The 24,276-nt window shown below is 49.5% G+C and carries 35 protein-coding genes and 2 pseudogenes; 36 read left to right on the top strand and 1 reads right to left on the bottom strand.

The window, feature by feature from the left end; translation table 11 throughout:
* Positions 1 to 70: 70 nt before the first annotated feature.
* From rpsG to H9L05_RS10440, 36 genes and pseudogenes are all read left to right on the top strand, one after another.
* The gene (gene rpsG / locus H9L05_RS10265) at positions 71 to 538 is read left to right on the top strand and encodes a 30S ribosomal protein S7 (RefSeq protein ID WP_100337277.1); all 468 of its coding nucleotides are present in this window, start codon (positions 71 to 73) and stop codon (positions 536 to 538) included.
* A 98-nt stretch (positions 539 to 636) separates the two neighbouring features.
* Positions 637 to 2,777, top strand: a pseudogene (fusA, locus tag H9L05_RS10270) (elongation factor G).
* Between the two features lie 21 nt (positions 2,778 to 2,798).
* Positions 2,799 to 3,104 carry a 30S ribosomal protein S10 gene (gene rpsJ, locus H9L05_RS10275; protein ID WP_084445992.1) on the top strand — a complete coding sequence of 102 codons (306 nt, stop codon included), beginning with the start codon at positions 2,799 to 2,801 and terminating at the stop codon, positions 3,102 to 3,104.
* 717 nt (positions 3,105 to 3,821) lie between these two features.
* The gene (locus H9L05_RS10280; protein WP_223284936.1) at positions 3,822 to 4,493 is read left to right on the top strand and encodes an O-antigen ligase family protein; all 672 of its coding nucleotides are present in this window, start codon (positions 3,822 to 3,824) and stop codon (positions 4,491 to 4,493) included.
* A gap of 187 nt (positions 4,494 to 4,680) precedes the next feature.
* Positions 4,681 to 5,301 (top strand): 50S ribosomal protein L3, encoded by a 621-nt coding sequence (rplC, locus tag H9L05_RS10285; RefSeq protein WP_133271654.1) that lies wholly within the window; start codon positions 4,681 to 4,683, stop codon positions 5,299 to 5,301.
* A 6-nt stretch (positions 5,302 to 5,307) separates the two neighbouring features.
* Positions 5,308 to 5,945 (top strand): annotated as a pseudogene (gene rplD / locus H9L05_RS10290) (50S ribosomal protein L4).
* Entirely contained in the window at positions 5,945 to 6,232 is a 288-nt protein-coding gene (rplW, locus tag H9L05_RS10295) for a 50S ribosomal protein L23 (protein ID WP_187309867.1), read from the top strand. Before rplD ends, rplW begins: the two are co-directional and overlap by 1 nt.
* A 34-nt stretch (positions 6,233 to 6,266) precedes the next feature.
* Positions 6,267 to 7,094 (top strand): 50S ribosomal protein L2, encoded by an 828-nt coding sequence (gene rplB, locus H9L05_RS10300; RefSeq protein ID WP_133271657.1) that lies wholly within the window; start codon positions 6,267 to 6,269, stop codon positions 7,092 to 7,094.
* A gap of 3 nt (positions 7,095 to 7,097) precedes the next feature.
* Positions 7,098 to 7,376, top strand: coding sequence for a 30S ribosomal protein S19 (gene rpsS / locus H9L05_RS10305; protein WP_133271658.1), 279 nt, complete (start codon positions 7,098 to 7,100; stop codon positions 7,374 to 7,376).
* Position 7,377: 1 nt separating this feature from the next.
* Positions 7,378 to 7,857 carry a 50S ribosomal protein L22 gene (gene rplV, locus H9L05_RS10310; RefSeq protein WP_187734064.1) on the top strand — a complete coding sequence of 160 codons (480 nt, stop codon included), beginning with the start codon at positions 7,378 to 7,380 and terminating at the stop codon, positions 7,855 to 7,857.
* A 5-nt stretch (positions 7,858 to 7,862) separates the two neighbouring features.
* On the top strand, positions 7,863 to 8,750 hold the full coding sequence (gene rpsC / locus H9L05_RS10315; protein ID WP_187734065.1) for a 30S ribosomal protein S3: 888 nt from the start codon (positions 7,863 to 7,865) through the stop codon (positions 8,748 to 8,750).
* Between the two features lie 38 nt (positions 8,751 to 8,788).
* Positions 8,789 to 9,211 carry a 50S ribosomal protein L16 gene (gene rplP / locus H9L05_RS10320; protein WP_084446017.1) on the top strand — a complete coding sequence of 141 codons (423 nt, stop codon included), beginning with the start codon at positions 8,789 to 8,791 and terminating at the stop codon, positions 9,209 to 9,211.
* Positions 9,212 to 9,215: 4 nt separating this feature from the next.
* A complete protein-coding gene (rpmC, locus tag H9L05_RS10325; protein WP_187734066.1) occupies positions 9,216 to 9,428 on the top strand; it encodes a 50S ribosomal protein L29 in 213 nt (70 codons plus the stop codon).
* A 2-nt stretch (positions 9,429 to 9,430) separates the two neighbouring features.
* Positions 9,431 to 9,721, top strand: a complete 291-nt coding sequence (rpsQ, locus tag H9L05_RS10330) for a 30S ribosomal protein S17 (RefSeq protein WP_187734067.1) — start codon at positions 9,431 to 9,433, stop codon at positions 9,719 to 9,721.
* A gap of 1 nt (position 9,722) precedes the next feature.
* A complete protein-coding gene (rplN, locus tag H9L05_RS10335; protein WP_073107059.1) occupies positions 9,723 to 10,091 on the top strand; it encodes a 50S ribosomal protein L14 in 369 nt (122 codons plus the stop codon).
* Positions 10,092 to 10,103: 12 nt separating this feature from the next.
* Positions 10,104 to 10,496: a 50S ribosomal protein L24 gene (gene rplX / locus H9L05_RS10340; protein WP_223284862.1), complete on the top strand. Its 393-nt coding sequence runs from the start codon at positions 10,104 to 10,106 to the stop codon at positions 10,494 to 10,496.
* Positions 10,421 to 10,981 (top strand): 50S ribosomal protein L5, encoded by a 561-nt coding sequence (gene rplE, locus H9L05_RS10345; RefSeq protein ID WP_133271662.1) that lies wholly within the window; start codon positions 10,421 to 10,423, stop codon positions 10,979 to 10,981. The genes rplX and rplE overlap by 76 nt, the downstream gene beginning before the upstream one ends.
* The gene (gene rpsN, locus H9L05_RS10350; RefSeq protein ID WP_084446035.1) at positions 10,974 to 11,243 is read left to right on the top strand and encodes a 30S ribosomal protein S14; all 270 of its coding nucleotides are present in this window, start codon (positions 10,974 to 10,976) and stop codon (positions 11,241 to 11,243) included. Before rplE ends, rpsN begins: the two co-directional genes overlap by 8 nt.
* 203 nt (positions 11,244 to 11,446) lie before the next feature.
* Positions 11,447 to 11,845: a 30S ribosomal protein S8 gene (gene rpsH / locus H9L05_RS10355; protein WP_133271663.1), complete on the top strand. Its 399-nt coding sequence runs from the start codon at positions 11,447 to 11,449 to the stop codon at positions 11,843 to 11,845.
* 18 nt (positions 11,846 to 11,863) lie between these two features.
* The gene (rplF, locus tag H9L05_RS10360) at positions 11,864 to 12,418 is read left to right on the top strand and encodes a 50S ribosomal protein L6 (RefSeq protein ID WP_133271664.1); all 555 of its coding nucleotides are present in this window, start codon (positions 11,864 to 11,866) and stop codon (positions 12,416 to 12,418) included.
* Positions 12,419 to 12,427: 9 nt separating this feature from the next.
* Entirely contained in the window at positions 12,428 to 12,781 is a 354-nt protein-coding gene (gene rplR / locus H9L05_RS10365; protein ID WP_187734068.1) for a 50S ribosomal protein L18, read from the top strand.
* A gap of 6 nt (positions 12,782 to 12,787) precedes the next feature.
* The gene (gene rpsE, locus H9L05_RS10370) at positions 12,788 to 13,381 is read left to right on the top strand and encodes a 30S ribosomal protein S5 (RefSeq protein WP_187734069.1); all 594 of its coding nucleotides are present in this window, start codon (positions 12,788 to 12,790) and stop codon (positions 13,379 to 13,381) included.
* 5 nt (positions 13,382 to 13,386) lie between these two features.
* The gene (rpmD, locus tag H9L05_RS10375; protein ID WP_187734070.1) at positions 13,387 to 13,566 is read left to right on the top strand and encodes a 50S ribosomal protein L30; all 180 of its coding nucleotides are present in this window, start codon (positions 13,387 to 13,389) and stop codon (positions 13,564 to 13,566) included.
* 13 nt (positions 13,567 to 13,579) lie between these two features.
* Positions 13,580 to 14,026 carry a 50S ribosomal protein L15 gene (rplO, locus tag H9L05_RS10380; protein ID WP_187734071.1) on the top strand — a complete coding sequence of 149 codons (447 nt, stop codon included), beginning with the start codon at positions 13,580 to 13,582 and terminating at the stop codon, positions 14,024 to 14,026.
* Positions 14,027 to 14,039: 13 nt separating this feature from the next.
* Positions 14,040 to 15,356, top strand: a complete 1,317-nt coding sequence (gene secY / locus H9L05_RS10385; protein WP_187309877.1) for a preprotein translocase subunit SecY — start codon at positions 14,040 to 14,042, stop codon at positions 15,354 to 15,356.
* A 3-nt stretch (positions 15,357 to 15,359) separates the two neighbouring features.
* Positions 15,360 to 16,130 carry a type I methionyl aminopeptidase gene (map, locus tag H9L05_RS10390; protein WP_187734072.1) on the top strand — a complete coding sequence of 257 codons (771 nt, stop codon included), beginning with the start codon at positions 15,360 to 15,362 and terminating at the stop codon, positions 16,128 to 16,130.
* A gap of 4 nt (positions 16,131 to 16,134) precedes the next feature.
* A complete protein-coding gene (gene infA, locus H9L05_RS10395; protein ID WP_086592757.1) occupies positions 16,135 to 16,353 on the top strand; it encodes a translation initiation factor IF-1 in 219 nt (72 codons plus the stop codon).
* Between the two features lie 12 nt (positions 16,354 to 16,365).
* On the top strand, positions 16,366 to 16,482 hold the full coding sequence (gene rpmJ, locus H9L05_RS10400) for a 50S ribosomal protein L36 (RefSeq protein ID WP_071890035.1): 117 nt from the start codon (positions 16,366 to 16,368) through the stop codon (positions 16,480 to 16,482).
* Between the two features lie 22 nt (positions 16,483 to 16,504).
* Positions 16,505 to 16,882, top strand: coding sequence for a 30S ribosomal protein S13 (gene rpsM, locus H9L05_RS10405; protein ID WP_084446066.1), 378 nt, complete (start codon positions 16,505 to 16,507; stop codon positions 16,880 to 16,882).
* A 74-nt stretch (positions 16,883 to 16,956) separates the two neighbouring features.
* On the top strand, positions 16,957 to 17,349 hold the full coding sequence (gene rpsK, locus H9L05_RS10410; RefSeq protein WP_084446069.1) for a 30S ribosomal protein S11: 393 nt from the start codon (positions 16,957 to 16,959) through the stop codon (positions 17,347 to 17,349).
* A gap of 143 nt (positions 17,350 to 17,492) precedes the next feature.
* Positions 17,493 to 18,098, top strand: a complete 606-nt coding sequence (gene rpsD / locus H9L05_RS10415) for a 30S ribosomal protein S4 (protein WP_187309879.1) — start codon at positions 17,493 to 17,495, stop codon at positions 18,096 to 18,098.
* A gap of 53 nt (positions 18,099 to 18,151) precedes the next feature.
* On the top strand, positions 18,152 to 19,141 hold the full coding sequence (locus tag H9L05_RS10420; protein WP_187734073.1) for a DNA-directed RNA polymerase subunit alpha: 990 nt from the start codon (positions 18,152 to 18,154) through the stop codon (positions 19,139 to 19,141).
* 180 nt (positions 19,142 to 19,321) lie between these two features.
* The gene (gene rplQ / locus H9L05_RS10425) at positions 19,322 to 19,921 is read left to right on the top strand and encodes a 50S ribosomal protein L17 (RefSeq protein WP_187734074.1); all 600 of its coding nucleotides are present in this window, start codon (positions 19,322 to 19,324) and stop codon (positions 19,919 to 19,921) included.
* Between the two features lie 213 nt (positions 19,922 to 20,134).
* The gene (eno, locus tag H9L05_RS10430; protein WP_187734075.1) at positions 20,135 to 21,406 is read left to right on the top strand and encodes a phosphopyruvate hydratase; all 1,272 of its coding nucleotides are present in this window, start codon (positions 20,135 to 20,137) and stop codon (positions 21,404 to 21,406) included.
* Positions 21,407 to 21,505: 99 nt separating this feature from the next.
* Positions 21,506 to 21,820 (top strand): FtsB family cell division protein, encoded by a 315-nt coding sequence (locus tag H9L05_RS10435; protein WP_187734076.1) that lies wholly within the window; start codon positions 21,506 to 21,508, stop codon positions 21,818 to 21,820.
* A 35-nt stretch (positions 21,821 to 21,855) separates the two neighbouring features.
* Positions 21,856 to 22,293 carry a hypothetical protein gene (locus tag H9L05_RS10440; protein ID WP_187734077.1) on the top strand — a complete coding sequence of 146 codons (438 nt, stop codon included), beginning with the start codon at positions 21,856 to 21,858 and terminating at the stop codon, positions 22,291 to 22,293.
* A gap of 2 nt (positions 22,294 to 22,295) precedes the next feature.
* Here H9L05_RS10440 and hscA read toward each other — a convergent pair whose 3' ends face one another.
* Positions 22,296 to 24,161: a Fe-S protein assembly chaperone HscA gene (hscA, locus tag H9L05_RS10445; protein ID WP_187734078.1), complete on the bottom strand. Its 1,866-nt coding sequence runs from the start codon at positions 24,159 to 24,161 to the stop codon at positions 22,296 to 22,298.
* Between the last annotated feature and the right edge of the window lie 115 nt (positions 24,162 to 24,276).

Consider the following 24,276-nt stretch of genomic DNA (forward strand, 5'->3'; position numbering starts at 1 on the left):
TAGTAAGAAGTGAGAGGTGAGACGAAGTTCTTATCTCACTTCTCACTTCTCGGTACTCACTTCTGATAAAATGAGAAAGTCAAAACCAAAGAAGCGCATTCTCCTACCCGACCCTAAGTACAAGGAGACGCTGGTAACCCGTTTCGTCAACTACATGATGTATGACGGAAAGAAAAACCTAGCCTACACCATTTTCTACGATGCCTGCGAACTAGTGGAGCAGCGCACCAAGGAAAATGGCCTCGAAATGTGGCGCAAGGCTCTGAACAACGTAATGCCGACTGTAGAAGTAAAGAGCCGCCGTGTAGGTGGTGCTACCTTCCAAGTGCCGATCGAAGTTCGTCCTGATCGTCGTATTTCAGTAGGTGCCAAGTGGATGATTCAGTACGCTCGTCGTCGTGGTGAGAAGACCATGAAAGATAAGTTGGCCGGCGAGATTATCGCTGCTGCTAAAGGCGAAGGTGCTTCCGTGAAAAAGAAAGACGATACGCACCGGATGGCGGAAGCCAACAAGGCTTTCTCGCACTTCCGTTTCTAAAGGAGAAAATTAGGGACTTGGGGATTAAGGAGCTTCAAGAGATGTTGTATCATTTCTACGCTCTTTGGTCCCCAAGCTCTTAAGACCCTACAAATAAAATGGCTAAACAAGACCTCAAATACCTCCGCAACATTGGGATTATGGCGCACATCGACGCCGGTAAGACCACGACCTCGGAGCGCATTCTGTATTACACAGGCAAAACCCACAAGATCGGGGAAGTGCACGAAGGTGCCGCCACGATGGACTGGATGGAGCAAGAGCAGGAGCGGGGCATCACGATTACGTCGGCTGCTACTACTACCTTCTGGAACTACCCAACGGACGCCAGTGGTGAACCCACTGACGAAACCAAGCAATACAAGATTAACCTGATTGACACTCCTGGCCACGTAGACTTTACCGTAGAGGTTGAGCGCTCGTTGCGCGTATTGGATGGCGCTGTAGCGTTGTTCTGTGCGGTATCAGGTGTGGAGCCTCAATCTGAGACTGTATGGCGTCAGGCTGATAAGTATAAAGTGCCGCGTATCTGCTTCGTCAATAAGATGGACCGTGCCGGCGCTGACTTTTTCAAAGCTGTAGCTGAGATCAAAGACAAGCTAGGTGCTAACCCAGTGCCGCTGCAAATCCCAATCGGAGCCGAAGACACCTTCAAAGGTGTTGTCGATCTGCTAACCGGTAAGGCAATTGTGTGGGATGATGCTACCCAAGGTAAAGCCTATCACGAGATCCCCGTACCCGAGGATTTGGTGGAGACAGTAGCTGAATGGCGTCAGAAACTGGTAGAAAGCGTTGCTGAGTATGATGACGCTCTGCTAGAGAAGTTTTTCGAAGATCCAGAAAGCATCACTCGTGAGGAAATGATGGTTGTTATCCGCCAGGCGGTTATCGACATGAAGTTCTCGCCTGTAATGTGCGGTTCAGCCTTCAAAAACAAAGGTGTACAGTCGATGCTAGACGGTGTTATGGCTTACTTGCCTTCGCCGCTGGATATGCCCCTATCATTGGTACCAACCCAGATACCAACGAAGAAGAGGTTCGCCTGCCTACTACCGAAGCACCTTTTGCTGCTCTGGCGTTTAAGATTGCTACTGACCCCTTCGTAGGTCGTTTGTGCTTCTTCCGTTGCTATAGCGGTACGCTGGAAGCTGGTTCGTATGTGTTCAACAACCGTACGGAGAAGAAGGAGCGTATCTCGCGTTTGATGCAGATGCACTCCAACAAGCAGAACCCTATCGACCGTCTGGAGGCTGGTGATATCGGTGCTGGTGTTGGTTTCAAAGATATTAAAACAGGTGATACCCTTACTGATGAGAAGCACCGCTTGGTGCTCGAGTCAATGAGCTTCCCTGAGCCTGTAATCGGCTACGCCATTGAGCCTAAAACTCAGGCTGACGTTGATAAAATGGGTATGGCTATTGCCAAACTTGTAGAAGAGGACCCAACCCTGACCGTAAACACTGACCCAGAGACTGGCCAGACAGTATTGCGCGGTATGGGTGAACTTCACTTGGAAATCATCATTGACCGTATGCGTCGTGAGTTCAAAGTGGAGATCAACCAGGGTGCTCCTCAGGTTGCCTACAAAGAGGTTCTGACCAAGAAAGTAGAGCATCGCGAGACTTATAAGAAGCAGACTGGTGGTCGCGGTAAATTCGGCGACATCGTATTCGAACTTGGTCCGAAAGAGACTGAGCCAGAAAAGGCCGGCTTTGAGTTCGAGAATGCTATCGTAGGAGGTGTAATTCCCCGCGAATTCATTGCTCCGATTCAGAAAGGCTTCGAAGAGGCTATGAAGAATGGTCCTCTGGCCGGCTTCCCCTTGGACTCAATGAAGGTGCGCCTATTCCACGGTTCCTTCCACGACGTTGACTCGGACGCTCTGTCGTTCGAACTTGCTGCCCGTGGTGGTTTCCGTGAAGCTGCCCGTCAGGCTGGCCCCAAATTGCTGGAGCCTATCATGGCTGTCGAGGTAGTTTGCCCAGATGAGTACACCGGTCCCGTAACCGGTGACTTGAACCGTCGTCGTGGCATTATGAAGGGTATGGATACCAAAGCCGGTGCTCAACTCATCAAGGCCGATGTTCCGCTGTCGGAGTTGTTTGGTTACGTAACTGACCTACGCACCATTTCTTCGGGTCGCGCTTCTGCTTCGCTAACCTTCTCTCACTACGAGCAGGTACCATCGAACTTGGCTGAAGGCATTGTTGCCAAAACCAAAGGTCACGCCGTTCGCTAATTCGCTTTCAAGACTTAAGACATGAACCAGAAAATTCGCATTAAACTCAAGTCCTACGATCATAACCTCGTAGACAAGTCGTCCGAGAAGATCGTGAAAGCGGTGAAGGCTACGGGCGCTATCGTTAGCGGTCCAATTCCGTTGCCCACTAAAAAAGAGAAGTTTACGGTTCTTCGCTCGCCCCACGTTAACAAGAAGTCGCGTGAGCAATTTCAGCTTTGCACGTACAAGCGCCTCGTTGACATCTATTCAACTTCATCGAAGACAGTAGATGCCCTGATGAAGCTTGAGCTGCCCAGTGGTGTAGACGTAGAAATCAAAGTCTGAAGACTGGTTTCAACGATTAGTAAAAAGGCCCCCCAGATTGATTCTGGGGGCTTTTTTGTTGCTTAGTTACAGGATGAGCTATAATTGCGCTCGTTTAACATATTTGTCTACAGTGTCGTTAGCCACCATTCTTACTGCTGATCGGACCGAGCTACTAGCTACAACTAGTGTAGCATTGATACTTATTAGCCTTTTTACAAATGACTTTCTACCCCAGGTTTCAACTGTAGGCATATCATGCTTACTATTAACGGCATTGTTGCACAGCAGTGCGCATTGGCAAATCATACAAAAGAAGCAATGGCGAGTGTATGCTTCACTCACCGGCGTGTTCCTTCTACACTTAGTTGCTGGCCTGAATACAAGTGAGGCAAATAGGGCAGCATTCTGGGCTGATGTGCAACATCAGCTTCCTTTTCTAGTGTTGCCTGTGGCGTTCTGGCTGCTGCCACCGCTATCATCACAGACTTTGCGTAGGTTTTACTTGTTATTCTACTATCTGGTAGTACTATCAGCACTCGGAAGTACAGGTTATTATCTGCTGCATGCAGCTGAGATAAATCAACTGTATTATCAATCCCAGATTATGCCAACGGTTCCCGATTATATTCGGTTTAGCCTGATGGTTACTTTAGCTATAACTATTGGGGGCTTTTCTTGATAAATAATGTAGTTAACGGACGCCATCGACTAGCAGTATTATTGGCAACTGCCTTCTTGATTCTGTACTTGTACTTGCTATCGGTACGAAGCGGATTGGTCGCTTTTAATGTGCTGGGTATTGTAACACTGCTATTGTGTTTGGTGAAACGATACTATCACCAAGCACTAAGCATAGGAGTGCTTCTGCTAGTGCTCCCATTTCTGAGCTTTTGGTGCTTTCCTACCTTCCACAACAAATACTACAATACCAAAGATGATGTTGGAAGGGTAGAGGAGGTAAGTTCAGCAAATAACTTCTCATTAGTAGGGCGAGTGTATTCTTATAAAGTGGGCTTGCAGATCGCGCAAGCCCATCCTTTTGTAGGAGTAAGCAAAGCGGATATGCAGGATGAGATAGCAACTTATTATAAAGCCGATTTTCCGGATATAGAACCATCAGCCTATCTGTTACCGCACAATCAGTTTCTATACTGCTTGGTGGCTTTTGGCGAGTTCGGTTTACTAATTTTCATCGGGTGCTTTTACTACCCATTATTTTGGTCGCGGACCAAAACGGCACCTTTACTAATCGCTCAATACATAATTATCTCCTTATCCTTTTTAGTAGAATATACCCTTGATCAAAAAAATCAAACAGGCTTATTATTCACTTTGCTATTCCTGTTATTACCACTAAATGGCCTGATGTCTCCGGCCCGTTCAGAAGTAGGCTGGAGACCTAGCTAGCCTAGGAACCATCATACGGAAATGATTGATAAAGAGCCCCTAGCTAATGGCTCCGAAACAGGACGGCTCTAAAATTATTTTAAACCGTAGTTTGAATAAAGCATTAAAATTGTCTAGCTTTGCACTCCCATTACGAAAACGTCATAAGGGCGTTTTCTCTGTGTATTCTTAATTAAATCAAAAACGAATGCCTGGCATCATCGGTAAAAAAATCGGTATGACAAGCCTCTTCACTCCGGACGGGAAAAACATTCCCTGCACGCTCATCGAAGCGGGTCCGTGCGTAGTGACGCAGGTTAAGACTATCGAAAAGGACGGCTACACAGCCGTTCAACTCGGTTACGGCGAGAAAAAAGCCAAGAACACCACCAAAGCATTGGCTGGTCACTTTGCCAAAGCTGGTACTACTCCTAAGAAAAAACTTGTTGAGTTCCGCCTCGACGCAGAGTCTACGTACGCTGCTGGAGCTGAAATCAAAGCTGACCTTTTTGAGGAAGGCGAGTTTGTCGACGTAGTAGGAACCTCAAAAGGTAAGGGCTTCCAAGGTGTTGTGAAGCGTTACAACTTTGCCGGTGTGGGTGGTCAAACCCACGGTCAGCATAACCGTCTTCGTCACCCTGGTTCTATCGGTGCCTGCTCGTGGCCTTCACGTGTATTCAAAGGAATGCGCATGGGTGGTCGTATGGGTGGTGACCGTGTGAAGATCCAGAACTTGAAGGTAATGCGCATCGTAGCCGACAAAAACCTGATTCTGGTTAGCGGCTCGGTTCCCGGCGCCAAGAATTCTTACGTGGTCCTGGAAAAATAACGCGAGATGGAACTGTCAGTATATAACATCAAAGGCGAAGACACAGGCCGCAAGGTTACGTTGTCTGACGCTATCTTCGGTTTAGAGCCGAATGAGCACGTGATGTACCTCGACGTGAAGCAGTACTTGGCTAATCAGCGCCAGGGAACGCACAAGTCGAAGCAGCGTCACGAAGTGCAGGGCACAACCAAGAAGCTCAAGAAGCAAAAAGGTACGGGCGGTGCTCGTGCTGGTAGCATGAAGTCACCTGTATTCATTGGTGGTGGTCGCGTATTTGGCCCCCAGCCCCGTGACTACGGCTTCAAGCTGAACAAAAAGACGAAGCGTGTTGCTCGTTTGTCGGCTCTGAGCACGTTGGCTCAGGAAGGCAAAGTAGCTTTGGTAGAAACTATCACGTTAGATGCCCCCGTACGAAAGATTTTCTTTCGATTCTGACTGGTCTGAAGCTGAACAACGGCAAGAAAACCTTGCTCGTAACCGGTGAAGCCAACAAGAATGTGTTGCTGTCGGCGCGCAACATTCAGAAAGTGACCGTGGCTACTCCAGTCGCTCTGAACACGCACGACCTGCTTAACACGGACACCTTGTTGCTGTCTGAGGACGGGCTGAAGTCGTTGGAACAACTTTATACCCCTGCTGAGTAATGAGCACGTTGAAGAAACCTATCGTGACCGAAAAGGCCACGGCTCTGAACGAAAAAGGTCAGTACGCTTTCGAAGTAGAGCGCACAGCTAATAAGGTTCAGATCAAAAAAGAAATCGAACAGCTGTATGGTGTAACGGTAACGGGCATTAGCACGATCCGCACCAATGGCAAAATGAAGTCTAAATTCCAGAAAGGTGGTGCCGTATCAGGCCGCCGTCCCCACGGAAAGAAGGCTATCGTGACTGTGAAAGAAGGCGATATCATCGACTTCTATAGCGGCATATAAGCAGAGCTTACTCGCAAGCGCATTTTAAGATAAAATGGCACTCAAAAAACTAAGACCAACATCACCGGGTCAACGATTTCGCATCGCCCCGGCCTTCGACGAGATAACCACGTCGACGCCGGAGAAATCGTTGTTGGCACCCATGGAAAAATCCGGTGGCCGAAACAATTCGGGTAAAATGTCTAACCGCTATATCGGTGGTGGACACAAGCAGAAGTATCGTATAATCGATTTCAAGCGTGATAAAGCTGGTGTTCCAGCAACGGTGAAGACGATTGAGTACGATCCGAACCGCACGGCGCGTATTGCTCTGCTCAACTACGCCGATGGCGAGAAGCGTTATATCATCGCTCCTGCTGGCTTAGAGGTAGGAACCACTGTGGTTGCCGGCCCTGGAGTCGCGCCTGAAGTGGGTAATGCTTTAACCTTGCGTGAAATGCCCCTCGGTACTATAGTTCACAACATTGAACTTATGCCTGGTGGTGGCGCTGCTATAGCTCGTTCAGCTGGAACTTATGCTCAGCTAGTCGCCCGTGAAGATAAGTACGCTACTTTGAAATTGCCCTCCGGTGAGATGCGCATGGTACTCGTTACCTGCATGGCTACGGTTGGTACTGTTTCGAATGGCGACCATATGAATGTGCGTCTCGGCAAAGCCGGTCGCAATCGTTGGATGGGCCGTCGTCCACGTGTTCGTGGTGTTGCAATGAACCCAGTCGATCACCCAATGGGTGGTGGCGAAGGTAAATCGTCGGGTGGACACCCACGTAGCCGTAATGGTATTATTGCTAAGGGTCAAAAGACTCGCAACAAGAATAAGTACTCCGAGCAACTCATCGTAAACCGTAAAGGCAAAAAGTAAGCAATGGCACGTTCGCTAAAAAAAGGGCCGTACATTGACTTCCGGCTCGAGAAGAAAGTAACGGCAATGGAAGATTCTGGTAAAAAATCAGTGGTGAAGACCTGGTCGCGCCGCTCGATGATTTCTCCAGACTTCGTAGGCCACACCTTCGCTGTACATAATGGGAACAAGTTTATTCCAGTGTACGTGACTGAAAACATGGTTGGTCACAAGCTCGGTGAGTTCGCACCCACGCGCAACTTCCGCGGCCACGTAGCCAAAAAAGATAAAGGCAAGCGCTAAGATGGAAGCAACAGCTAAACTCCGCAATGTGCCTACCTCGCCTCGCAAGATGCGTTTGGTAGCCGATATGGTCCGCGGTCAGAAAGTGACCCGTGCCTTGGGCTTGCTAAAGTTTGAAGCCAATTCAGGGGCTGAGCGTATAGAGAAGTTGCTTCTCTCCGCTTTGTCGAATTGGCAGCAAAAGAATGAAGACGAGCGCATCGAAGACGCTAATCTATATATCAAAGAGATATTTGTTGATGAAGGTCGCCAGTTGAAGCGTCTACGTCCTGCTCCTCAAGGTCGCGGTCATCGCATCCGCAAGCGCAGCAATCACGTGACGTTGGTCATTGATTCTAAGGTTGAGCCGTTAGGCAGCAAAGCTGCTGTTAAGCAAGCCTCCGAACAAAAGCCGGCTGAAGCGAAAGCTGGTGCTAACCGCACCCGTCGTAGCTCGACTAAGAAAACCACTACTGAAAACACGGCAGAAGCCACTGCATAAGCACTATGGGACAGAAAGTAAATCCGGTTGGCTTCCGCTTAGGTGTCATTAAAGGATGGGACTCGAACTGGTACGGCGGTAAAGACTTCGCCGACAAGCTGGTAGAGGACGAGAAAATCCGCAAATATATCCTCGCTCGTATTCCGAAAGGCGGTATTTCCCGCATCGTGATTGAGCGTACCCTGAAGCGTATCACTATTACGATTAACACGGCTCGTCCAGGTGTGGTAATCGGTAAGGGCGGTCAGGAAGTTGATAAGATCAAAGACGAGCTAAAGCAGATCACCAGCAAAGACGTTCAGATCAACATCTTCGAAATTAAGCGCCCGGAACTTGATGCTAAGCTGGTAGGAGAGAGCATTGCTCAGCAGCTACAGGCTCGTATCTCTTTCCGCCGTGCAATGAAGCAGGCTATTCAGGCTGCAATGCGTGTTGGTGCTGAAGGCATCAAAGTGCAGTGCGGTGGTCGTCTTGGCGGCGCTGAAATTGCTCGCTCGGAGCAGTACAAAGAAGGTCGCACTCCACTGCACACCCTACGCGCTGACATTGACTATGCTTTGTCAGAAGCTCAGACTGTGTATGGTAAGATCGGTATCAAAGTATGGATCATGCGTGGTGAGGTATTTGGCAAGCCCGACTTGTCGCCTAACCAGCAACCTGCTAACCAAGGTACTGATAGCCGTGGCGGTAACGACCGCGGCCCACGTGGTGAGCGTGGTGACCGTGGTGGTGATCGTGGCCCACGACGCGACCGCAACGATCGTGGCGGTGAAGGCCGTGGCGACCGTGGCGGCGACAACCGTGGTGGTCAAAGTGGTGGCCCACGTCGCAACAGCGGTGCTGGTGGGGCTGGGGGGCAAAACCGCGGTGGCGGTGGCGCTCCTCGTCGCTAACCCTTTCTCATTTTTCGAATTTATAATTTTCGATAATCATGTTACAACCGAAAAGGACCAAGTATCGCAAGATGCAAAAGGGTCGCGTGACAGGCTTAGCCTACCGCGGCAGCTCCATTGACTTCGGTTCATTTGCTATCAAGTCGCTGGAAACTGCGTGGATAACGGCTCGCCAAATCGAGGCTGCTCGTATCGCTATGACCCGTGCCATGAAGCGTGAAGGTCAAGTTTGGATCCGCATTTTCCCTGACAAGCCTATTACCAAGAAGCCTGCTGAAGTACGGATGGGTAAAGGTAAAGGCTCACCTGAGTATTGGGTGGCCATTGTACACCCCGGCACTATCATGTTCGAATCGGATGGTGTTCCGCTCGAAGTAGCCCAGGAGTCACTGCGTCTAGCGGCGCAAAAGTTGCCCGTGAAGACCAAGTTTGTTGTTCGTCGCGACTACGTAGAAAACTAGTAAGATGAAAAACGCTGATATCCGTGCTCTCTCAGTAGAAGAGCTGAAGAACCAGATCAAAACCGAACAGACTAGTGGTCAGTCGCTGCGTTTCGCGCACGCTATCTCTCCCCTAGAGAACCCGATTCGCCTGAAGCATAGCCGCAAGAACGTAGCTCGTCTGAAGACTGAGTTGACCCGTCGCGAGAACGAGCAGGCAAACCAAACTGCTAACTAACGATGGCAAGCAACACAGATCAGCAGACTCCCGCTACCCTTGAGCGGAACCTGCGCAAAGAAATCATTGGGCGTGTCTCTAGCTCCAAGATGGATAAGTCCATCACGGTAGTAGTGGAGGAAAAGCAAAAGCACCCCATCTATGGCAAATTTGTGAGCAAGACTACCAAGTTCATGGCTCATGATGAAAACAACGAATGTGGCGAAGGCGATACCGTGCGGATTATGTCCACTCGGCCGCTGAGCAAGAACAAGCGTTGGAGATTAGTAGAAATCGTAGAGCGCGCCAAGTAAGATGATACAACAAGAATCCCGTCTGACCGTCGCTGATAATAGCGGCGCAAAAGAAGTGCTCTGCATCCGTGTCCTCGGCGGCACGGGTAAGAAATATGCTAGCGTAGGCGATAAGATCGTTGTTTCGATCAAGTCGGCTATTCCTTCTGGTAACGCTAAGAAAGGCACTGTATCAAAGGCAGTAGTTGTTCGCACGAAGAAAGAAGTACGTCGCAAAGACGGTTCTTACATTCGTTTCGACGACAACGCTGCAGTACTACTCAACAACAACGATGAGCCCCGCGGTACCCGTATCTTCGGACCTGTAGCTCGCGAGTTGCGTGAGCGCCAGTTTATGAAGATTGTATCACTGGCCCCTGAGGTTCTATAAGCATAGTAGCAAATGGCAACGAAAGCAAAAGACCAAAAGCCCGTGAAATTGCACGTAAAAACTGGCGATACCGTTAAGGTGATTGCTGGTGATGAGCGTGGCAAGACTGGTACTATCAAATCGGTGAACCGCACTTCACAGCGCGTTATCATTGAGGGTTTGAATCTAGTGACGAAGCACAACAAGCCGAGCGCAAAAAACCCCCAGGGTGGTATCACCAAGATCGAAGCTCCCATTCATGTGAGCAACGTGCAGCCCATTGACCCCAAGACGGGTGAGCGGGTACGCAAAAATGCCCCCAGCAAAACGCCTAACCCGGCTTTACGACAATGGCTCGACTCAGAGAAATATATCAGAAAGACGTGGTGCCTGCGCTCCAGGAGAAATTCCAGTTCAAGAGCGTAATGCAGGTGCCACGCATCACTAAAATCTGCATCAACCGCGGTATCGGCGCAGCAGTAGCTGACAAGAAACTGGTTGATAATGGTGTGGATGAGCTAACGACCATTACTGGTCAAAAAGCTGTTCCTACTATCGCTAAGCGTTCGGTATCTAACTTTAAGCTTCGTGAGGGCATGCCCATCGGTGCTAAAGTTACACTGCGTGGCGAGCGCATGTACGAGTTCATGGACCGTCTGTTGACGGTTGCTTTACCTCGTGTACGCGACTTCAAAGGCATCAACGATAAGGGCTTCGATGGCCGTGGTAACTATACCTTGGGTATCAAAGAGCAGATTATCTTCCCAGAAATTTCCATTGACAAGATCAAGTCGATTTCTGGTATGGATATTACCTTCGTTACAACCGCCGAGAACGACGAGCAGAGCTATGAGCTGCTCAAGGCTTTCGGAATGCCCTTCACTAACGCCAAGAAAGAAAACAATGGCTAAGGAATCCGTTAAAGCAAGAGAAAGAAAGCGTATCGCTACAGTTGCTCGTTATGCTGAGAAGCGTAAGGCACTCAAGGCTGCTGGCGATTACGAAGGTCTAGATAAGTTGCCACGCAACGCTTCACCAGTGCGTGTTCACAACCGCGACAAGATCAACGGTCGTCCTCGTGGTTACATGCGTAAGTTCGGCATCAGCCGTGTTACGTTCCGTGAAATGGCACTAGCTGGTAAGATCCCCGGAGTAACTAAGTCGAGCTGGTAGTATGAATATAGCCAGTATGCCTTCTGAAACGGTGTGCTGGCTATTTTTTACTCCGTCTACTAAGTAGACTCAAGAAACCATTGGCCGTGCCCCGATAGCCGAGCCAAGTAGTCTTAACTGAAAATTTCGCTGTTGCTTTCTGCAGCTGCGAAATTTTCTTATCTTTGCGCTCCCTAAAAAGGAGTGTAGCTTTTCTATATCATATGAATACAGATCCAATTGCCGATTATCTGACTCGGGTGCGTAATGCCATCAAGGCAAACCACCGGGTAGTAGAAATACCGGCCAGTAACATCAAAAAGGAAATCACGAAAGTGCTCTACCATAAGGGTTACATTCAAAGCTACCGCTTTGATGACTCGTCGGTACAAGGCACTATCAAGATTGCACTTAAATACAACCCTGCTACCAAGCAGCCAGCTATCACGAAGCTGGAGCGTGTAAGCACGCCTGGTCTGCGCAAGTACGCTCACGTGGAGAATCTGCCACGCGTATTGAGCGGCCTTGGAGTAGCTATCCTATCTACGTCGAAGGGCGTGATGACGGAGAAAGAAGCCAAAAACGAAAACGTGGGCGGCGAGGTGCTGTGCTACGTTTACTAAGCGAGAGGAAACAGAATTATGTCACGCATTGGTAAACTGCCGATCAGCCTGCCCGCTAACGTGCAGATTGATATCAGCAAAGAAAACGAAGTAACCGTTAAGGGCCCGAAAGGAAGCTTGACCACTCCCGTAGACCGCGACATCACCGTTTCTACTGCCGATGGTCAACTCGTAGTAGAACGTCCTACTGAGCAGAAGCGCCATAAGGCTATGCACGGTTTGTATCGCTCGCTTATCAACAACATGGTTGTTGGCGTGAGCGATGGCTATACGGAGCGTTTGGAGTTAGTAGGTGTAGGTTACAAAGCTGCAATGGCTGGTACTACGCTCGAACTGTCTTTAGGTTACTCGCACAATATTTTCTTGGCGCTGCCTAAGGAAGTAACTGCTACTGCTCTTACAGAGAAAGGTAAAAACCCTATCGTTACTCTGACTAGCATCGATAAGCAACTGTTAGGTCAAGTAGCTGCAAAAATTCGTTCGTTGCGTAAAGTCGAGCCCTACAAAGGCAAAGGTGTACGCTTCGTGGGTGAGCAGATTCGTCGCAAGGCTGGTAAAACAGCTTCGAAATAATTTCGCATTATGGCTTTTGATAAAGCAACAAGAAGAAAGCGGATCCAGCGCATCATCCGTACTCGGGTGGCTGGCACGTCCGATCGGCCACGTTTGTCGGTGTTTCGCAGTAATAAAGGCATCTATGCCCAAATTATTGACGATACTATTGGCCAAACGCTGGTATCTGTATCATCTAAGCACGTAACAACGGCTGATGATGCTACCCCAGTAGTTTCTGCTGCTGCAGTAGGCAAAGAAATTGCCTCTCGCGCTCAGGAGAAGGGTATCACCAAAGTAGTGTTCGACCGTTCAGGTTATCTCTACCACGGCCGCGTAAAATCATTGGCAGAAGGAGCCCGCGAAGGCGGCCTCAATTTCTAAATCATCATGGCAGAATTTAACAACAGCAACCGTGGTGGCAATGACCGTGGCGGCAACGATCGTCGCGGTGGTGGCAATGATCGTGGTGGTAACCGGGACCAAGCTCCCCGCGCTGGTGACACAGACCTAAAGGAAAAAGTAGTAGCCATCAACCGAGTAGCCAAAGTGGTAAAAGGTGGTCGTCGCTTTAGCTTCTCTGCAATCGTAGTTGTAGGTGACGGCAACGGTACTGTAGGTTTCGGCCTAGGTAAGGCTAACGAGGTAACTGATGCAATTGCAAAAGGTATCGATGATGCTAAGAAGAACTTGGTAAAAGTGCCTCTCTATAAGCATACAGTTCCTCACGTGATGGAAGGTAAGTATTCGGGTGGCTTCGTTCTAGTACAGCCAGCAGCAGCTGGTACCGGCGTAATTGCAGGTGGTGCTATGCGTGCTGTATTCGAAAGCGCTGGTATCAAAGATGTATTAGCTAAGTCGAAAGGCTCGTCTAACCCCCACAACGTGGTAAAGGCTACCTTCGATGCTCTTTTGAAGATGCGTGACCCCATGCAGATTGCGCAGCAGCGCGGCATCACTCTCCAACAAGTTTTTAACGGCTAGACGAGATGGCGCAGATAAAAATCAAATTGGTAAAAAGCGTGATTGACCGCCCTGAGCGTCAAAAGCGTACGGTTCAGGCCTTGGGTCTGGGTAAAATCGGTAGCACCTCGGAGAAAGAAAACAACCCCCAGATTGCTGGTATGGTGGCCGCCGTGCAGCATTTGATCGAAGTAACCGAACTTTAAGAAGTAACTTAACATGAATCTCAGCAATCTAAAACCTGCCGTAGGCGCAACGCGCAATGAAAAGCGCATTGGTCGCGGTACGGGTTCGGGCCGCGGTGGTACATCTACCCGTGGTCACAAAGGGCAGAAGTCACGTTCGGGCTACTCTAAGAAGTCAGGCTTCGAAGGTGGTCAGATGCCCTTGCAGCGTCGTGTGCCTAAGTTTGGTTTCACGAACATCAATCGTGTAGAGTATAAGGGTATCAACCTTGATGCTCTTCAGAGCCTGACGGACAAAGGCAGCACAACCACTATGGATGTTGCTTACTTTGTATCTAATGGCCTTGTTTCTAAGAATGCCAAAATCAAAATTCTCGGCCGAGGTGAAATCACTCAAGCTGTAGAAGTGCATGCGCATGCTTTCTCTAAATCTGCTGTTGAGGCGATTGAAAAAGCAGGTGGCAAAGCAGTGACTTTATAAAGCCTGACTGGCAATGAAGAAGTTTATCGAGACGATAAAGAACATTTTTGCGATTGAGGATCTGCGTATGCGGATTCTCAATACGCTTTTTTTCATTGCTATCTACCGGCTCGGTTCCTTTGTTGTGCTGCCTGGGGTAGATGCTACCAGATTAAAGCAGGGAGCTGAAGGTCTCTTCGGAATCCTTGATACCCTGTTAGGTGGAGCATTCAGTAATGCTTCCATCTTCGCACTTGGTATCATGCCTTATATCTCGGCTTCTATTGTACTGCAATTGCTAACCATAGCAGTTCCTTATTTTCAAAAGCTGCAAAAGGAAGGGGAATCAGGTCGTAAGAAGATCAATCAATACACCCGTATTCTGACCATTCCAATTGTGATGGCTCAGTCGATTGGCTTCATTGCAACTATCACCCCTGAGGCTATCATTTCTCCTGGTACGTTTTTTACAATCTCCACCATGATAATTATCACGGCTGGAACTTTGTTCTGCATGTGGCTCGGAGAAAAGATTACTGATAAAGGCATTGGTAATGGTATTTCTATGATCATTATGATCGGAATCGTTTCCCGATTCCCAGGAGCCATTATTGGTGAAGCTGCTGCCAAAGGAATGCGTGGATCGCTGATCTTCTTAATTGAGATGGTAGTGCTCTTCTTGGTTGTAATGGCGGTGATTGTGTTGACGCAAGCGGTTCGTCGTATCCCAGTACAGTACGCAAAGCAGGTAGGTGGAACCACACAGCTTAACGCTCAGCGCCAATTCATTCCCTTGAAGGTGAATGCTGCTGGTGTAATGCCAATCATCTTTGCTCAGTCATTGATGTTCGTTCCAGCTATAGTTGCTTCTATTTGGCAAAACGATAGTGATACAGCCAGCTATATTGGAGTTAAGTTTTCAGACTATACATCTTGGCAGTATAACCTTGTTTTCGCTACTCTGATTATTGTCTTTACTTACTTTTACACTGCTATCAGCGTAAATCCTAATCAGATTGCTGATGATTTGAAACGTAGTGGTGGCTTTGTTCCCGGAGTGAAGCCTGGTCGTGACACATCCGAGCATATGGATGAGATTCTGACTCGGATTACTTTACCTGGCGCAATTGCATTGGCTCTGATTGCAATCTTTCCCGCTTTAGCTTTGTTGGCCGGCGTAACTCGTCCTTTCTCTGCTTTCTACGGTGGTACCTCATTAATCATCATGGTAGGCGTTGTATTAGACACGCTTAACCAGGTGGAAAGTTACTTACTCATGCGTCATTATGATGGTATGATGAAGACAGGTAAGTTGAGAGGTAGATCGCAAAATGTAGCGATGGCTTCTTAAGTCATGATCGTTTACAAGACTGAAGAAGAAATAGAACTTATTCGGGCTAGTGCGAAAGTTTTAGCCCAAGCTCACGGAGAAGTCGCGAGCCTTATCAAAGAAGGCGTAACCACCCGCGAGCTGGATAAGCGTGCGGAGGAGTTTATTCGAGACAATGGAGGGCAACCTTCTTTTAAAGGATATAACGACTTTCCTTTTAGCCTTTGCATATCACCTAACTCTGTCGTAGTCCATGGGTTTCCCAGTGATTACACGCTGAAAGGCGGTGATATTGTTTCGATTGACTGTGGTGTATTCCTCAATGGTTATCACAGTGACAGCGCTTACACTTACCCAATCGGGGAGGTTGAACCTGAGGTTATAGACTTATTAGCTCATACTAAACAGTCTTTGTATCTCGGTATCGAGCAAGCGGTGGCCGGCAACCGGATGGGTGATGTTGGCTATGCGATTCAAAGCTTTGTTGAAAAGCAAGGCTATGGAGTCGTTAGAGAGTTAGTTGGTCATGGCTTGGGTAAGAAGCTACACGAGCGACCCGAAGTACCTAACTACGGTAAACGTGGTTCAGGTCTTAAGTTGCAAACGGGGTTAGTTATTGCGATAGAACCCATGGTTAACTTAGGTGTTAAGCACATTGTCCAGGAGAAAGATGGTTGGACCATCCGCACCAAAGACAAGAAGCCTTCAGCACATTTTGAGCATACAGTAGTTGTTAGAAAAGACAAGGCGGAAATTTTAACCTCCTTTGAGTACATAGAAAAAGCCTTACAGTAGCCTTATGGCCAAACAATCCTCCATTGAGCAGGACGGAGTAATTCTAGAAGCACTCTCTAATGCGATGTTTCGTGTAGAGTTGGAAAACGGCCACCAACTGGTGGCCCACATTTCTGGGAAGATGCGTATGCACTACATTAAAATTCTGCCTGGAGATAAGGTGAAACTAGAAATGTCACCCTACGATCTGTCGAAGGGACGCATTGTTTACCGTTACAAATAATTTACTGACGACATGAAAGTCAAAGCATCGGTCAAGAAGCGCAGCGTTGACTGTAAGGTAATTCGCCGCAAAGGCAAACTTTACGTCATTAACAAAAAGAACCCACGCTATAAGCAGCGTCAAGGTTAAACCATTCGTTTTAAAGAAGCATATGGCTCGTATTGCAGGGGTTGATATCCCGGACAACAAGCGTGGCGAAATCGCCCTCACGTACATTTTCGGCATTGGCCGTTCTTTAGCTCAGAAGATTCTTGGTCAAGCTGGTATCTCTGTAGACAAGAAGGTTAAGGATTGGACGGAGGCTGAAGCCAGCGAAATCCGTGCTATCATCGCCGCCCAGCACAAGACTGAGGGTGTTTTACGCTCAGAAGTGCAGCTTAACATCAAGCGCCTGATGGACATTGGCAGCTACCGTGGGCTGCGTCACCGCAAGGGACTACCTGTCCGTGGACAGCGTACCAAGAACAACTCGCGCACTCGTAAGGGTAAGCGTAAGACTGTTGCCAACAAGAAGAAGGCTACTAAATAACCAGTAGCGGAAATCGGTGCTTGCTTAGCATATTGAGCGGGCATCAACACCTTCCGCGTTTTTGCGATAACTAAATGGCACAAAAGAGAAAAGACAAAGCCAAGAAGCGCGTTGTCGTTGTTGAGCAAGTAGGCCAGATTCATATCAAGGCTTCCTTCAACAACATCATCATTTCCATCACCAACAATAATGGTCAGGTTATCTCCTGGGCTTCTGCTGGTAAGATGGGCTTCCGTGGCTCGAAGAAGAATACTCCATACGCTGCTCAGATGGCAGCTACGGATTGCGGTAAAGTTGCCCATGACTTGGGCATGCGCAAAGCTGAAGTATTTGTAAAAGGACCAGGCTCAGGTCGTGAGTCGGCTATCCGTACCCTCCAGAATGTGGGCATTGAGGTAACTACCATCCGCGACGTAACACCGCTGCCCCACAACGGCTGCCGTCCGCCTAAGCGTCGTCGCGTCTGATATACTGAACAGGCAAAGCGTAGACTTAGTGTCTGCGGATTTGCCCCCTGGTGTCGGGTTTCCGATGCGTATGCACCTGCTGCAACGCGTCTGCGAGGCTCGACATTCGCGGTTCAACCCCTGCAAAACTCAACATCCTCGAAATGGCACGTTATACCGGTCCTAAAACCAAGATTGCCCGTCGCTTCGCTGAGCCGATTTTCGGTCCGAGCAAGGCACTCAACAAAAAGAATTACCCCCCCGGCCAGCATGGTCGTGGTCGTCGCAAGAAACAGTCGGAATATGCTATCCAGTTGATGGAGAAGCAGAAGGTAAAGTACATGTACGGTGTACTTGAGAAGCAATTCGAAAACCTGTTCCATAAAGCTGCAGCACTTCCAGGTATTACTGGTGATAACCTGCTGGCTCTGTTAGAGTCACGTCTTGATAATACGGTTTATCGCTTAGGAGTAGCTCCTACTCGTCGTGCTGCTCGTCAATTGGTATTGCACAAGCATATCACTGTAAACGGTGAGGTAGTCAACATTGCGTCGTACAAACTGCGTCCTGGTGACATTATTGGCGTTCGTGAGAAGTCAAAGTCGCTGGAAACAATTACTACCAGCCTGAGTGCTCGTAATGCTCGCGCTTTCTCGTGGTTGGAGTGGGACGGCAAGGAAATGGTGGGCAAGTTCACCAATGCCCCCTCACGTGAGTTGATTCCTGAGAAGATCCAGGAGCAGCTGATCGTCGAGCTGTACTCGAAGTAATCGCCTTTTGGCAATCTTCGTTTTTCCCTTGTTGTATTTTTAAAGCCCCACTTATGTCAATCTTAGCTTTTCAAATGCCGGAGAAAGTTGTGATGGAGAAATCCGATGACTTTTACGGAACGTTTGAATTCAAACCGCTGGAGAAAGGCTACGGCGTCACGATCGGCAATGCTTTGCGCCGTATCCTGCTGTCGTCGCTAGAGGGCTATGCCGTTACATCGGTTCGCACGCCCAGCGTGCTGCACGAGTTCATGACCATTGAAGGTGTGATTGAGGACATGTCCGAAATCATTCTAAACCTAAAGATGGTTCGCTTCAAAAAGGTAAGCGACGCTATTGAGGACAAAATCACCGTCCGCATCAAAGGTCAGGAAACATTCACGGCCGGCGATATCAATAAGTTCACCAATGGCTTCCAAGTTCTGAACCCGGAGTTAGTTATCTGCCACGTAGATACTAATACCGAACTGGAGTTTGAACTAGCCGTGCAGAAAGGTCGGGGCTATGTACCCGCCGAAGAGAATAAGCCTACCGATCAGGTATTCGGGCAAATTGCTATCGATGCCATCTTCACACCTATTAAGAACGTGAAGTATAGTATTGAGAACACCCGCGTAGAGCAGAAGACTGACTATGAGAAGCTTCTCATTGAGATTCAGACTGATGGCTCTATTCACCCAGAGGAAGCACTGAAAGGTGCTGCTAATATCCTGATTCAGCATTTCATGCTGTTCTCCGACAATACAATGACCTTCGAAACGGCTAAGGCTGAAGAAGAGGAAACTGTAGACGAGGAGACACTGCACATGCGCAAAGTTCTGAAGACGCCATTGGCGGATATGGACCTGTCAGTGCGTGCTTACAACTGCCTCAAGGCTGCCGACATCAAAACGCTCGGTGACTTGGTACAGTTGGATATGAGTGACATGATGAAGTTCCGCAACTTCGGTAAGAAGTCGCTGACGGAGTTGGAGAATCTTGTTGAAGAAAAAGGTCTAAACTTCGGTATGGACCTGAGCAAGTACAAGCTCGACGAAGACTAGTATTCAGACATGATGGCTGAATTGTTGATGGCTCTATGCCTAAGCAGTTCAGCCATTATTTTTAATTTTTTTCAGTGTGCCCGAGGTTGGGCGGTTCTAATGAGGTGGCTGCTAAAAGCGAGCCGCCCGCCGTGGTCGCCCAACGCAAGCACATACACCCCGCATACTCAAAATAACAAAATGAGACACGGTAAAACCCTCAACCACCTAGGCCGCACGGCTGCGCATCGTAACTCGATGCTGTCTAACATGGCTTCTTCGCTGATCATGTATAAGCGTGTATCAACGACGGTAGCTAAAGCCAAAGCTTTGCGCAAGTTTGTAGAGCCTCTGCTGACTAAGGCGAAGAGCGATACTACGCACGCTCGTCGTATGGTATTCGCGACTCTACAGAACAAGGAGTCACTAAAAGAGTTGTTTGGCGACGTAGCAGCCAAAATTGCTAACCGTCCTGGCGGCTACACTCGCATTATTAAGCTCAGCGAAAACCGTTTGGGTGACAATGCTGAGTTGTGCATCATCGAGTTGGTTGATTACAACGAGACGTTGCTGGAAGCTAAAAATGCTGGCGAAGCCAAGACGACAACTCGTCGCTCACGCGGCCGCAAGAAGTCGGCTACGGCCGGTGAAGGCGGTTCTTCGGCTGAAGTAGTATCTGAGCCTACAGCCGCTGCTCCGGTAGTAGCTACTGCTGCTCCTGAAGACACGCCTACGACGACCGTGAAGGAAGACGAGACGCGTGATGAAGCGAAAGCCAAAGACGAAGAAGCTGCTTCATAGTCTTAAGATAACTAAGTGAAAAAGGGCGTACCATTTGGTATGCCCTTTTTTCGTTTGGGGGTTCTGGGGGGCAAATATTAGCTTATGACGTATAGGCCGCTTTCCTCTACGGCTAATTCCTTACCTTGCCAGCACCTTTTAGCAGTTCCAAACTCTAACTTAGCTTTAAGCAAAGCGGCTTTTCGCTTCATTTTCAACCTTTATTATTTCATCATGAGCATTATCTCCGCCATTCACGCCCGGCAGATTTTTGATTCACGCGGCAATCCTACAGTTGAAGTAGATGTGACGACAGACAACGGGGTAGTAGGTCGTGCGGCCGTTCCGTCAGGGGCTTCCACTGGTAAGCATGAGGCTGTGGAGCTACGCGACGATGATAAGTCGATGTACATGGGCAAGGGAGTGCTCAAAGCCGTGGAGAACGTCAATAGCACGATAGCTGAAGAGCTGATTGGCTTCTCGGTGTATGAGCAAGGCTTGCTCGACCGGATTATGCTGGAACTGGATGGTACGCCCAATAAGGCTAATCTCGGTGCTAACGCTATCCTGGGTGTGTCGCTGGCAATTGCTCGCGCGGCGGCTCAGGAAGCAGGCATGCCGCTTTACCGCTACGTGGGCGGGGTAGGCGCCTCAACGCTGCCAGTGCCCATGATGAACATCTTGAATGGCGGCTCCCACGCCGATAACTCTATCGACTTCCAGGAGTTCATGATTATGCCCGTAGGAGCCGAGTCATTCTCGGAAGGCTTGCGCTGGGGCACTGAGATATTTCACCACTTGAAAAATGTGTTGAAGAAGCAGGGCCTGAGCACCAACGTGGGTGACGAAGGTGGCTTTGCTCCGAACATAAAGTCCAACGAGGACGCTATCAAGGTGGTGTTGCAAGCTATTGAAACGGCTGGATACCGTCCAGGCGAGGACGTGATGATTGCCATGGACGCAGCCAGCTCAGAGTTCTACGAGAATGGTATGTACCATTTTAAGAAAAGCTCCGGCGATAAGCTGACTTCATCCGAGATGGCCAACTACTGGGCTGACTGGGTTAACAAGTATCCTATCCTGAGCATCGAAGATGGTATGGATGAGGATGACTGGGCCGGTTGGAAGCAGCACACGGAAAGTCTGGGGGGCAAAATTCAGCTCGTAGGCGACGACTTGTTTGTTACTAATGTAGACCGTTTGCAGCGCGGTATTGATGAAAACATTGCCAATGCGATTCTGATTAAGGTAAACCAGATTGGTACGCTTACGGAGACAATTGCTGCCATTAACCTTGGCCGTCGCAATGGGTATAAGAGCGTAATGTCGCACCGCTCGGGTGAAACTGAAGACAATACTATTGCTGACTTGGCAGTAGCTCTGAACACGGGCCAGATCAAAACGGGCTCCGCGTCGCGCTCCGACCGGATGGCCAAGTACAATCAGTTGCTTCGTATCGAGGAGGAATTAGGTGAAATAGCCTACTATCCTGGCCGCAAAATGTAGTTATTCAGATTGCGCTAATTCTTTCCTGATTAGCTAATACCAGCAAAACGGCACCATAGCTCCATAGGCTGTGGTGCCGTTTTTAGTATATTTGAGCCTATGAGCTTTTCCGTTTTTCTTGCTTCCGCAGCGCGCGTTGTACGCAGCTTTTACTTTCTGACTGGGGTAAGCTTCTTAGTGTGGATGTTCGTTTTCGACGCCAACGACCTGCTTAAGCAGTATGATATGTATAAAAAATGGCGTGAGCTGCAAACGGAGAAGGAGTACTACCTGACCAACATTGAGACGGTGAAGAAGGAGCGAGCGGAACTGCTCAGCAGTCCAGAGCTATTGGAGAAGTTTGCTCGTGAGCGGTATATTATGAAGCGTCCCGGTGAGGATGTGTTCATATTAGTACCGCAGGAAGAGGAATAATGCAGACGCCGATTATGGACAACTGCCACCCGCAAATGCGTCCTTGGCGCCTAGGGGGCAAATTAGTAGTATTAGCGCTACTGCTGCTACTGAGCCTGCCGGCAGCCGCTCAATCCTCTCAAATTCAGGTAGCCAGAGAGTTTCTGATTGCAGTGCTGCGCGGCGACAACTCCGCGGCATATAAGCTTCTGGCACCTGAAGTGAGTAATACTGTCTCAAAGAAGCAGTTTCGGGCAGCGGTGCGGCCCTTGTATGAGCAGGGGCGAGAGCTAGGTCGCCCAATCGCATTGTATAAGCTGGGCTTACGGCTAGGCGAAGAGGCACAACCTCGCTACTTCTATGCTTTCTCGTTCAAAAGCGACACGCTGCAGCCCACGCCGCGCGTCATGCTCGACGTTACATTTCGGGATACTACGGCCATGCGTATTCTGAGCTTTGGTATGATTCCGGCCCCGCAGAGCAAGCGCAAGTAGGGCTACTCGATTTTCTTGCCCGTCATGGCCTGCTTAATGGAGATGTTCATTACGCGCTCGGCAAAAGGGCTGGTGAGGCCTTCCAGCTCATCTACGGCTTTTAGAATTGTGTCCTTATCCTGGGTAGTAAGGGCGTCTTTCAGATTCTGAACCGAGGCGGCGGTCAGCGTGATTTCGTCTTCGGTTAAGTACTGAGAGTTCTTATCGACAAAGCGTTCCACCTGATAAATCATCTGCTCGGCTACGGTGCGCGCTTCGATTACCATGCGCGCAGTCACATCCTCACGTGCGTGGGTGAGGGAGTCCATGAGCATCTTTTCTACCTGCTCATCGGTGAGGCCGTACTGAGGCTTTATTTCGACAGCCTGATGGGTATTTGAGCGAAGCTCCAGAGCCTCTACTTTCAGAATGCCGTCGGCATTCAGAATAAAGTTAACGTCGACTTTGGGCAAACCCGCGGGCATAGCCGGGATGCCGCGAAGATCAAACTCGGCCAGCTTACGATTTTCCTTTACTAAGTCGCGCTCACCCTGGTACACAGAAATTTTCAGATTCACTTGCCCATCGACGCTGGTCGTGTACTGGCGCCCAGCTTTGGTCGGAATCTTGGAGTTTCGGGGGATGATGGGGTCCATGAGCCCGCCCAAGGTTTCGATACCCAGCGTGAGTGGTGTCACATCGAGCAGCAGAACATCCCGACGATTGCCACCCAATATGTCGGCCTGAATAGCAGCTCCCAGGGCTACCACTTCGTCGGGGTTGAGTGAGCTGTTGGCCGGTTGCTGGAAGAATTCGGACACCGTATCATATACCAAGGGCACCCGCGTCGAGCCTCCTACCAACAGTACCGCGTCGAGGGCGCTGGGGGGCAATTTTGCGTCCGTTAGGGCCTGCTGGCAGGCGTTGATGGTACGAGCCACCAAGGGACGTATCAGCTCATTAAACTCCGCTTTGGTAAGATGCACCTGACCCACACCCGGTAGATCGGCCGTGAATTCGTCGTGTTGGCTTAAGTGCTTTTTGGCTTGTTCGGCGGTTAGCCGGAGCTGTTGCTGAAGCTGCCCATCGGTGGCAGTAGCGAGCTGATCAGATAAGTTGTGCTGCTGAATCCAATGCTCACTTACCAGGCGGTCGAAGTCGTCGCCGCCAAGGTACGTGTCGCCGTTGGTGCTGAGTACCTCGAATATTCCCTGCTGAATGCGCAGAATGCTGATGTCGAAGGTGCCGCCGCCGAGGTCGTACACGGCGACGGTTTTCTCCTCATCGGGCGATAAGCCAATGCCGTAGGCCAGCGCAGCGGCGGTGGGTTCATTCACGATGCGTAGCACTTCCAAACCAGCTAAGCGGCCGGCGTCGCGGGTGGCCTGGCGCTGCGAGTCGTTGAAGTAAGCCGGGACCGTGATTACAGCCTTATTAACGGGCGTTTTGAGCGCGTGCTCCGCGCGGGCCCGCAGCTCTTTCAGAATCTCAGCGGAGAGCTCGATAGGGGAATAAAAATGCCCCCCAACGCGGATTTTGACTAAGCCTTCCGAGTTATCATCAATGATTTTATAGCCCAGCTGTCCGGCGTGCTCCCCCAGGTCGCGGTACGATTTGCCCAGCAGACGCTTTACGGAGTAAATCGTGTTCTGCGGATCGGTGAGGAGATATTGCTTGGCGTCGGTGCCAACGATGGGATCATCATCGGCAGGGAAGTGAACTACGCTGGGCACAATGGTGCCGCGGCCCTGATCGTTGATGGCCACCGGCTGCCGGCCTTCGGGGTGAATGTAGGCCACTAAGCTGTTCGTGGTGCCCAGATCAATGCCAACGATGATTTCTTCCTGCTGAATACTCCCGGTAGAGAGGTTTATTGCGACTTTAGCCATGAATGCGAAGGACAACGCGCCGAAGCGGTAGATGAGCAAAGCGAATTTGCAGCTAGCAACTAACTAGAACCGCTTTGGAGCAACAAAAGTAGATAAGAAATGTGGGCAGCCTTTG

Origin of the sequence: Hymenobacter qilianensis (assembly GCF_014489555.1) — a bacterium.
GTDB classification, from domain to species: Bacteria; Bacteroidota; Bacteroidia; order Cytophagales; family Hymenobacteraceae; genus Hymenobacter; species Hymenobacter qilianensis.

Bases quoted from the DNA above. Each gene is read 5' to 3' on its own strand.
- rpsG (WP_100337277.1), top strand. From the start codon at position 71: ATGAGAAAGTCAAAACCAAAGAAGCGCATTCTCCTACCCGACCCTAAG.
- rpsJ (WP_084445992.1), top strand. From the start codon at position 2,799: ATGAACCAGAAAATTCGCATTAAACTCAAGTCCTACGATCATAACCTC.
- rplC (WP_133271654.1), top strand. From the start codon at position 4,681: ATGCCTGGCATCATCGGTAAAAAAATCGGTATGACAAGCCTCTTCACT.
- rplW (WP_187309867.1), top strand. From the start codon at position 5,945: ATGAGCACGTTGAAGAAACCTATCGTGACCGAAAAGGCCACGGCTCTG.
- rplB (WP_133271657.1), top strand. From the start codon at position 6,267: ATGGCACTCAAAAAACTAAGACCAACATCACCGGGTCAACGATTTCGC.
- rpsS (WP_133271658.1), top strand. From the start codon at position 7,098: ATGGCACGTTCGCTAAAAAAAGGGCCGTACATTGACTTCCGGCTCGAG.
- rplV (WP_187734064.1), top strand. From the start codon at position 7,378: ATGGAAGCAACAGCTAAACTCCGCAATGTGCCTACCTCGCCTCGCAAG.
- rpsC (WP_187734065.1), top strand. From the start codon at position 7,863: ATGGGACAGAAAGTAAATCCGGTTGGCTTCCGCTTAGGTGTCATTAAA.
- rplP (WP_084446017.1), top strand. From the start codon at position 8,789: ATGTTACAACCGAAAAGGACCAAGTATCGCAAGATGCAAAAGGGTCGC.
- rpmC (WP_187734066.1), top strand. From the start codon at position 9,216: ATGAAAAACGCTGATATCCGTGCTCTCTCAGTAGAAGAGCTGAAGAAC.
- rpsQ (WP_187734067.1), top strand. From the start codon at position 9,431: ATGGCAAGCAACACAGATCAGCAGACTCCCGCTACCCTTGAGCGGAAC.
- rplN (WP_073107059.1), top strand. From the start codon at position 9,723: ATGATACAACAAGAATCCCGTCTGACCGTCGCTGATAATAGCGGCGCA.
- rplX (WP_223284862.1), top strand. From the start codon at position 10,104: ATGGCAACGAAAGCAAAAGACCAAAAGCCCGTGAAATTGCACGTAAAA.
- rplE (WP_133271662.1), top strand. From the start codon at position 10,421: ATGGCTCGACTCAGAGAAATATATCAGAAAGACGTGGTGCCTGCGCTC.
- rpsN (WP_084446035.1), top strand. From the start codon at position 10,974: ATGGCTAAGGAATCCGTTAAAGCAAGAGAAAGAAAGCGTATCGCTACA.
- rpsH (WP_133271663.1), top strand. From the start codon at position 11,447: ATGAATACAGATCCAATTGCCGATTATCTGACTCGGGTGCGTAATGCC.
- rplF (WP_133271664.1), top strand. From the start codon at position 11,864: ATGTCACGCATTGGTAAACTGCCGATCAGCCTGCCCGCTAACGTGCAG.
- rplR (WP_187734068.1), top strand. From the start codon at position 12,428: ATGGCTTTTGATAAAGCAACAAGAAGAAAGCGGATCCAGCGCATCATC.
- rpsE (WP_187734069.1), top strand. From the start codon at position 12,788: ATGGCAGAATTTAACAACAGCAACCGTGGTGGCAATGACCGTGGCGGC.
- rpmD (WP_187734070.1), top strand. From the start codon at position 13,387: ATGGCGCAGATAAAAATCAAATTGGTAAAAAGCGTGATTGACCGCCCT.
- rplO (WP_187734071.1), top strand. From the start codon at position 13,580: ATGAATCTCAGCAATCTAAAACCTGCCGTAGGCGCAACGCGCAATGAA.
- secY (WP_187309877.1), top strand. From the start codon at position 14,040: ATGAAGAAGTTTATCGAGACGATAAAGAACATTTTTGCGATTGAGGAT.
- map (WP_187734072.1), top strand. From the start codon at position 15,360: ATGATCGTTTACAAGACTGAAGAAGAAATAGAACTTATTCGGGCTAGT.
- infA (WP_086592757.1), top strand. From the start codon at position 16,135: ATGGCCAAACAATCCTCCATTGAGCAGGACGGAGTAATTCTAGAAGCA.
- rpmJ (WP_071890035.1), top strand. From the start codon at position 16,366: ATGAAAGTCAAAGCATCGGTCAAGAAGCGCAGCGTTGACTGTAAGGTA.
- rpsM (WP_084446066.1), top strand. From the start codon at position 16,505: ATGGCTCGTATTGCAGGGGTTGATATCCCGGACAACAAGCGTGGCGAA.
- rpsK (WP_084446069.1), top strand. From the start codon at position 16,957: ATGGCACAAAAGAGAAAAGACAAAGCCAAGAAGCGCGTTGTCGTTGTT.
- rpsD (WP_187309879.1), top strand. From the start codon at position 17,493: ATGGCACGTTATACCGGTCCTAAAACCAAGATTGCCCGTCGCTTCGCT.
- H9L05_RS10420 (WP_187734073.1), top strand. From the start codon at position 18,152: ATGTCAATCTTAGCTTTTCAAATGCCGGAGAAAGTTGTGATGGAGAAA.
- rplQ (WP_187734074.1), top strand. From the start codon at position 19,322: ATGAGACACGGTAAAACCCTCAACCACCTAGGCCGCACGGCTGCGCAT.
- eno (WP_187734075.1), top strand. From the start codon at position 20,135: ATGAGCATTATCTCCGCCATTCACGCCCGGCAGATTTTTGATTCACGC.
- H9L05_RS10435 (WP_187734076.1), top strand. From the start codon at position 21,506: ATGAGCTTTTCCGTTTTTCTTGCTTCCGCAGCGCGCGTTGTACGCAGC.
- H9L05_RS10440 (WP_187734077.1), top strand. From the start codon at position 21,856: ATGCGTCCTTGGCGCCTAGGGGGCAAATTAGTAGTATTAGCGCTACTG.
- hscA (WP_187734078.1), bottom strand. From the start codon at position 24,161: ATGGCTAAAGTCGCAATAAACCTCTCTACCGGGAGTATTCAGCAGGAA.